A 6018-nucleotide genomic window follows, 5' to 3' on the forward strand; every position below is an offset into this window, starting at 1 on the left:
GAATTCATTAACTGAACGCTGCATATATGCCCCTATACCTTATGTTGTATCCGATGAGATTACTTAGAGTAAAGCTCAACAATTAGATTCTCGTTGATGTCCGAAGGTAGCTCTGAACGCTCAGGAACAGCTTTAAAAGTTCCTGTGAGTTTATTGGTATCTACGTCGATCCACTCAACTGCCCCGCGATTAGCTGCTAACTCAACAGCGTTTTTAACACGCAATTGGTTCTTAGCTTTTTCGCGAACAGCAACAACATCACCAGCTTTAACTTGGTAAGATGCGATATTCACTACCTGATCGTTAACAACGATTGCCTTGTGGGATACAAGCTGACGTGATTCTGCGCGAGTAGAACCGTAGCCCATACGATATACAACATTATCAAGGCGTTGTTCCAGCAACTGAAGCAAGTTTTCACCTGTAGCGCCTTTACGGCGTGCAGCTTCTTTATAGTAGCCACGAAACTGTTTTTCAAGAACACCGTATAGACGGCGAACTTTCTGCTTCTCTCGTAACTGGGTACCGTATTCAGACAAACGTCCGCGACGAGCACCGTGCATACCTGGAGCAGTTTCTAAGTTACACTTTGAATCTAGCGCTTTAGCGCCACTTTTCAAAAATAAGTCAGTACCTTCACGGCGTGACAGTTTACATTTTGGTCCAATATAACGAGCCATTTGCTAATCCTCTAAACGCGACGTTTCTTAGGTGGGCGACAACCATTGTGTGGAATAGGTGTCACATCCGTGATATTTGTGATTTTATAACCACAAGCGTTTAAAGCGCGAACAGCGGACTCGCGTCCTGGTCCAGGACCCTTAACTTGAACTTCTAAGTTCTTAAGGCCGTATTCAGCAGCCGCATTACCGGCTCTTTCAGCTGCTACCTGCGCAGCAAAAGGTGTACTTTTTCGCGAACCACGGAAACCTGATCCACCAGCAGTTGCCCAAGATAGAGCGTTGCCTTGGCGGTCAGTAATGGTAACGATAGTATTGTTGAATGATGCATGGATATGAGCCATACCATCAACAACAGTCTTTTTCACCTTTTTACGGGTACGTGTACCTGGCTTTGCCATTACGAATTCCTATTATTTACGAATTGGTTTACGAGGGCCCTTACGGGTACGTGCGTTCGTTTTGCTTCGCTGACCGCGCACAGGCAAGCTGTGACGATGACGAAGACCACGATAACAACCCAGGTCCTTCAACCGTTTAATATTCATTTGAAGTTCACGACGCAAATCGCCTTCTACGGTCAAGTTATTGACCTCAGAACGCAATATTTCTAACTGCTCTTCAGATAGCGTGCTAACTTTAGCAGTACGGGCTATACCCGTTGCATCGCATATTTTTTGTGCAGTAGTTCTGCCTACACCAAAGATGTAAGTCAGAGAAATTACTGCGTGTTTATTGTCGGGTATATTGACACCGGCTATACGTGCCATCCATCTTACTCCGCTTAATTGGTAGCTAAATTGAGCAAATGCTCTACGCTACTGTTTAGTTACCGTCTGATAAAAAGGGCGCAAATCATACAGCCTGATTAAATATAAATCAAGCTATATGCAGCACACTTTTCATACAACACCAATTAACCTTGGCGTTGCTTATGACGAGGCTCTTGACAAATAACTCTTACAGAGCCATTTCTTCTAATAATTTTACAGTTACGGCAGATTTTCTTTACCGAAGCACGAACTTTCATATGCTACTCCAAAAACTAAATTTTCAACTCTTCGCGATTAACGCTGCATCCCACCATTACCGTAACCTTTAAGGTTCGATTTTTTCATCAGTGACTCATATTGATGGGACATTAAATGAGACTGAACTTGCGCCATGAAATCCATGACTACGACCACAACGATCAACAGGGATGTACCACCGAAATAGAATGGAACATTTGCCCAAACAACCAAAAACTGCGGCAACAAAGAAACTGCGGCAATATAGGCTGCACCGAAGATTGTCAAACGTGTCAGTACGCTATCGATATAGTTTGCGGTCTGCGCCCCTGGACGAATACCCGGAACGAAAGCACCAGACTTCTTAAGGTTATCTGCAACTTCTTTTGGGTTATACATTAACGCTGTATAAAAGAAGCAGAAGAAGACGACTGCAATGGCAAACAAAATAACATACAGAGGCTGACTCGGCCCAAGCGCTTGAGAAACATTAGCTAACCACTCCATGCCCTCGCTCTGTCCGAACCACTGCCCCATTGAAGCAGGAAACAACAATATACTCGAAGCAAATATAGGCGGGATTACGCCAGCCATATTAACTTTAAGCGGCAAATGGCTTGACTGCTGAGAGTAACCACCACGTGCCTGTTGTCTTTTTGCATAATTAACAGTGATGCGTCTTTGACCTCGTTCGATAAACACGACGAAGGCAACGATAGCAACTGCGAATACACCAATACCTAACAATGCAAGGATATTTAATTCTCCCTGCCTTGCAGCTTCAAACGACTGACCGAACGCACCTGGTAAACCCGCGACAATCCCTGCAAATATCAACAAGGAAATACCGTTACCAATACCACGCTCTGTAATCTGCTCTCCCAACCACATAAGGAAGACAGCACCACAAACAAATGTAGAGATCGCAAGGAAGTAGAAACTAAAGCTATCAGTGAAGGTCACACCTTGAGAGGCAAGACCTACCGACATACCTGAAGCCTGTATCAACGCTAAAGCAACTGTGCCATAACGCGTATACTGACTAATCTTTCTACGACCCGCTTCGCCTTCTTTCTTAAGCTGTTCAAGAGTAGGGCTTACAGCAGTTAACAACTGCATAATGATCGATGCAGAAATATAGGGCATGATTCCCAAGGCGAAGATACTCATTCGCTCCAATGCACCACCAGAGAACATGTTAAACAAGCTCAAAATAGTACCTTGGTTTTGCTCGAATAGCGCGGCTAGTCTCTCTGGGTTGATGCCTGGCACTGGAATGTGCGCACCAACTCGATAAACCAGGATTGCAGCGAACACAAACCATAATCTTGATTTGAGTTCTGCAAAACCTTTACCTACGCCCGAAGGCAATGCGTTTGACTTCGCCATGGGTATTAATCCTCTACCTTTCCGCCAGCAGCAGTAATTGCTTCACGAGCACCTTTAGTTACTTTCAAACCTTGAATAGTAACTGCTTTAGATAACTCGCCCGACAAAATAACTTTAGCCTGCTTAGCATCACGACGAACCAAGTTTGCGTTTTTCAACGCATCCAAGTCGATAACATCAGCTTCGACAGCTGCTAATTCGTTCAAACGAATTTCAGCAGAGTACTTAGCTTGACGTGAACTGAAACCGAACTTTGGAAGTCGGCGTGCTAGAGGTTGCTGACCACCCTCGAAACCTGGCGCTACAGAACCGCCAGAACGAGACTTCAAACCCTTGTGGCCACGACCACAAGTTTTACCAAAACCACTACCAATACCGCGACCTACACGTCGAGCTGTAGGCTTTGATCCAGGAGCTGGACTTATTGAATTAAGACGCATTTTATTCTCCTTCAATCCTAACCATGTAGTTAACTTTGTTAGCCATACCGCGAACTGAAGGTGTATCTTCCAGCTCTACAGTCTGACCAATCTTACGTAGACCAAGACCGGTAACACACGCTCTATGAGCAGGTAAGCGACCAATCGGGCTACGGTACAATGTAACCTGTATTGTTTTCTTAGCCATGACCTTATCCTGTAATTTCGTCTACAGACTTGCCGCGCTTAGCAGCAACGTCTTCTGGTGACTTCATTGCACTCAAACCTTTAACTGTTGCGCGAACAACGTTAACTGGGTTTGTAGAGCCGTAGCACTTAGCAAGTACGTTTTGAATCCCTGCGACTTCTAGCACTGCGCGCATTGCGCCGCCAGCGATGATACCAGTACCATCTGAAGCAGGCTGCATATAGACCTTAGAGCCACTATGCTTTGCAGTTACAGGATATTGCAAGGTTGTACCGCTAAGAGGTACGTCAACCATATTCTTGCGAGCTGCATCCATTGCTTTTTGAATAGCGATTGGAACTTCACGCGCTTTACCACGACCGAAACCTACACGACCTGCACCATCACCAACAACAGTTAGTGCTGTGAAACCGAAGATTCGACCACCTTTAACAACTTTTGCTACACGGTTAACTTGTACAAGTTTTTCCTGTAGCTCTGGACCGTTTTTGTCTTCTACGCTCATCGTAATGCCCCTTAGAACTCTAATCCGGCTTCACGCGCAGCGTCAGCCAATGCCTTTACACGACCGTGATATTTAAAACCAGCACGATCAAATGCTACTCTTGAAACACCAGCTGTCTTTGCTCGCTCAGCGATCAAAGCACCAACTTTAGTAGCCGCGTCAATGTTACCTGTACCTTCGCCGCGAAGATCTTTATCCAGAGTAGAAGCAGAGGCTAAAACCTTGTTTCCTTCACCTGAAATAATCTGTGCGTAGATATGCTTAGGTGTACGATGAACTGTAAGTCGGGTCTCACCCAAAGCTTTTAACTTAAAGCGAGTTTTTTTCGCTCTACGTAGTCTTGATTCTTTCTTAATGCTCATAGCTTCACCTATTTCTTCTTAGCTTCTTTGCGTCTGACATGTTCGTCAGCAAAGCGTACACCCTTACCTTTGTAAGGCTCTGGCGGACGGAAAGCACGAATTTCAGCAGCAACCTGACCTAGCAACTGTTTGTCAGCGCCTGACAAAACAATCTCGGTCTGTGATGGAGCTTCAGCTTTAATACCTTCAGGAAGCTCGTATTCGACTGGGTGAGAAAAACCCAATGACAGATTTAGTTTCTTGCCCTGCATCTGTACACGATAACCAACACCGATTAGCTGTAGCTTTTTCTGGAAGCCAGTACTTACACCAGTAACCATGTTGTTTACCAACGCGCGAGTCGTACCAGACATCGCTCGTGAGAACTTGCTGCCATTTTTAGCAGCAAATTTAATTTCTGAACCTTCCTGCGTTACAGTAACAACAGAATTAAGATCCAAAGATAAAGTGCCTTTACCGCCCTTTACTTCAATTTCTTGCTCAGTTAGCTTAACTTCTACACCGGAAGGAAGCTGAACTGGACTATTAGCAACCCTAGACATGCCCTTCTCCTAGAAAACTGTGCAGATTACTTCGCCACCAATGCCGGCATTACGCGCAGCTCGGTCGGTCATCACACCTTGCGAAGTTGAAATAATGGCAACACCCAAACCACCGCGAATGCTTGGCAGCTCGTCTTTACCTTTAAACTGGCGTAGACCTGGACGGCTAGCTCTCTTAATTTCTTCGATGACTGGCTTGCCTTCGAAATACTTAAGATCAACAGTTACCTGTGCTTTTACCTGACCATCAGTGTTAAAGCCTTCGATGAAACCTTCTGACTTTAATACTTCTAGTACTGACACCTTCATTTTAGAAGAAGGCATTGTGACAGATTGCTTCTCAGCCATCTGTGCATTACGAATACGTGTGAACATATCCGCAAGCGTATCTTGCATACTCATCGTATGAACTCCTAGTCTTTTTAGTTGTGCAGTATCAAAAACAAGCCGGAAGGAAACCCCACCAGCTTGTTATGGTACTTACCAACGTTTCTTTACTGGTATTACCAGCTTGCTTTTTTCAGGCCGGGCACATTACCACTCATTCCCTGTTCACGCAATTTAATTCGTGAAAGTTTGAACTTGCGGTATACGCCATGTGGTCGACCTGTCACTTGACAGCGATTTCTAAGTCTGCTTGGACTAGCGTTACGCGGTAGCTTTTGCAATTGTTTCTGAGCTTCCCAACGATCTTCATCAGAAGTATTTTGGTTAGAGATAATTGCTTTTAGCTCCGCACGCTTCTCAGCATACTTGGCTACTGTTTTTTCGCGCTTTAGTTCGCGCTGCTTCATTGAGATCTTAGCCATTGCTTCTTACCCTTATTTTTTGAACGGGAAGTTGAAAGCGCGAAGCAAAGCTCGACCCTCATCATCCGTTGCAGCAGATGTAGTAATAGTAATG

General features: G+C 44.9%; 12 protein-coding genes and 1 pseudogene. All 13 read right to left on the reverse strand.

Translation table 11 applies throughout. The annotated features are described in order from the left end of the window. Positions 1–59: 59 nt before the first annotated feature. Positions 60–680, reverse strand: a complete 621-nt coding sequence (gene rpsD, locus A3763_RS00645; RefSeq protein WP_068508558.1) for a 30S ribosomal protein S4 — start codon at positions 678–680, stop codon at positions 60–62. Positions 681–691: 11 nt separating this feature from the next. Then, entirely contained in the window at positions 692–1081 is a 390-nt protein-coding gene (gene rpsK, locus A3763_RS00650; RefSeq protein WP_068508553.1) for a 30S ribosomal protein S11, read from the reverse strand. A gap of 12 nt (positions 1082–1093) precedes the next feature. Beyond that, positions 1094–1450 (reverse strand): 30S ribosomal protein S13, encoded by a 357-nt coding sequence (gene rpsM / locus A3763_RS00655; RefSeq protein WP_068508551.1) that lies wholly within the window; start codon positions 1448–1450, stop codon positions 1094–1096. Between the two features lie 146 nt (positions 1451–1596). Then, positions 1597–1710 (reverse strand): 50S ribosomal protein L36, encoded by a 114-nt coding sequence (gene rpmJ, locus A3763_RS26590; protein WP_082865410.1) that lies wholly within the window; start codon positions 1708–1710, stop codon positions 1597–1599. A 37-nt stretch (positions 1711–1747) separates the two neighbouring features. Continuing rightward, a complete protein-coding gene (gene secY, locus A3763_RS00660) occupies positions 1748–3079 on the reverse strand; it encodes a preprotein translocase subunit SecY (RefSeq protein WP_068508549.1) in 1332 nt (443 codons plus the stop codon). A 5-nt stretch (positions 3080–3084) separates the two neighbouring features. Further along, the gene (gene rplO, locus A3763_RS00665; protein WP_068508547.1) at positions 3085–3519 is read right to left on the reverse strand and encodes a 50S ribosomal protein L15; all 435 of its coding nucleotides are present in this window, start codon (positions 3517–3519) and stop codon (positions 3085–3087) included. 1 nt (position 3520) lies between these two features. Further along, the gene (rpmD, locus tag A3763_RS00670) at positions 3521–3706 is read right to left on the reverse strand and encodes a 50S ribosomal protein L30 (RefSeq protein WP_068508545.1); all 186 of its coding nucleotides are present in this window, start codon (positions 3704–3706) and stop codon (positions 3521–3523) included. A 4-nt stretch (positions 3707–3710) separates the two neighbouring features. Continuing rightward, complete coding sequence (gene rpsE / locus A3763_RS00675) at positions 3711–4211, reverse strand: 30S ribosomal protein S5 (protein WP_068508544.1); 501 nt, start codon at positions 4209–4211, stop codon at positions 3711–3713. A gap of 11 nt (positions 4212–4222) precedes the next feature. Continuing rightward, positions 4223–4573 carry a 50S ribosomal protein L18 gene (gene rplR / locus A3763_RS00680; RefSeq protein WP_068508543.1) on the reverse strand — a complete coding sequence of 117 codons (351 nt, stop codon included), beginning with the start codon at positions 4571–4573 and terminating at the stop codon, positions 4223–4225. A gap of 8 nt (positions 4574–4581) precedes the next feature. After that, positions 4582–5115: a 50S ribosomal protein L6 gene (rplF, locus tag A3763_RS00685; protein WP_068508542.1), complete on the reverse strand. Its 534-nt coding sequence runs from the start codon at positions 5113–5115 to the stop codon at positions 4582–4584. A 9-nt stretch (positions 5116–5124) separates the two neighbouring features. After that, positions 5125–5517, reverse strand: a complete 393-nt coding sequence (gene rpsH / locus A3763_RS00690) for a 30S ribosomal protein S8 (RefSeq protein WP_068508541.1) — start codon at positions 5515–5517, stop codon at positions 5125–5127. A 101-nt stretch (positions 5518–5618) separates the two neighbouring features. Further along, the gene (gene rpsN, locus A3763_RS00695) at positions 5619–5924 is read right to left on the reverse strand and encodes a 30S ribosomal protein S14 (RefSeq protein ID WP_068508540.1); all 306 of its coding nucleotides are present in this window, start codon (positions 5922–5924) and stop codon (positions 5619–5621) included. A 12-nt stretch (positions 5925–5936) separates the two neighbouring features. Continuing rightward, positions 5937–6018, reverse strand: a pseudogene (locus A3763_RS27255) (50S ribosomal protein L5); the annotation flags it as partial.

The sequence above is a fragment of the Oleiphilus sp. HI0128 genome (assembly GCF_001635365.1).

Coding starts and splice junctions, on each gene's coding strand:
- rpsD (WP_068508558.1), bottom strand. CDS start 680: ATGGCTCGTTATATTGGACCAAAATGTAAACTGTCACGCCGTGAAGGT.
- rpsK (WP_068508553.1), bottom strand. CDS start 1,081: ATGGCAAAGCCAGGTACACGTACCCGTAAAAAGGTGAAAAAGACTGTT.
- rpsM (WP_068508551.1), bottom strand. CDS start 1,450: ATGGCACGTATAGCCGGTGTCAATATACCCGACAATAAACACGCAGTA.
- rpmJ (WP_082865410.1), bottom strand. CDS start 1,710: ATGAAAGTTCGTGCTTCGGTAAAGAAAATCTGCCGTAACTGTAAAATT.
- secY (WP_068508549.1), bottom strand. CDS start 3,079: ATGGCGAAGTCAAACGCATTGCCTTCGGGCGTAGGTAAAGGTTTTGCA.
- rplO (WP_068508547.1), bottom strand. CDS start 3,519: ATGCGTCTTAATTCAATAAGTCCAGCTCCTGGATCAAAGCCTACAGCT.
- rpmD (WP_068508545.1), bottom strand. CDS start 3,706: ATGGCTAAGAAAACAATACAGGTTACATTGTACCGTAGCCCGATTGGT.
- rpsE (WP_068508544.1), bottom strand. CDS start 4,211: ATGAGCGTAGAAGACAAAAACGGTCCAGAGCTACAGGAAAAACTTGTA.
- rplR (WP_068508543.1), bottom strand. CDS start 4,573: ATGAGCATTAAGAAAGAATCAAGACTACGTAGAGCGAAAAAAACTCGC.
- rplF (WP_068508542.1), bottom strand. CDS start 5,115: ATGTCTAGGGTTGCTAATAGTCCAGTTCAGCTTCCTTCCGGTGTAGAA.
- rpsH (WP_068508541.1), bottom strand. CDS start 5,517: ATGAGTATGCAAGATACGCTTGCGGATATGTTCACACGTATTCGTAAT.
- rpsN (WP_068508540.1), bottom strand. CDS start 5,924: ATGGCTAAGATCTCAATGAAGCAGCGCGAACTAAAGCGCGAAAAAACA.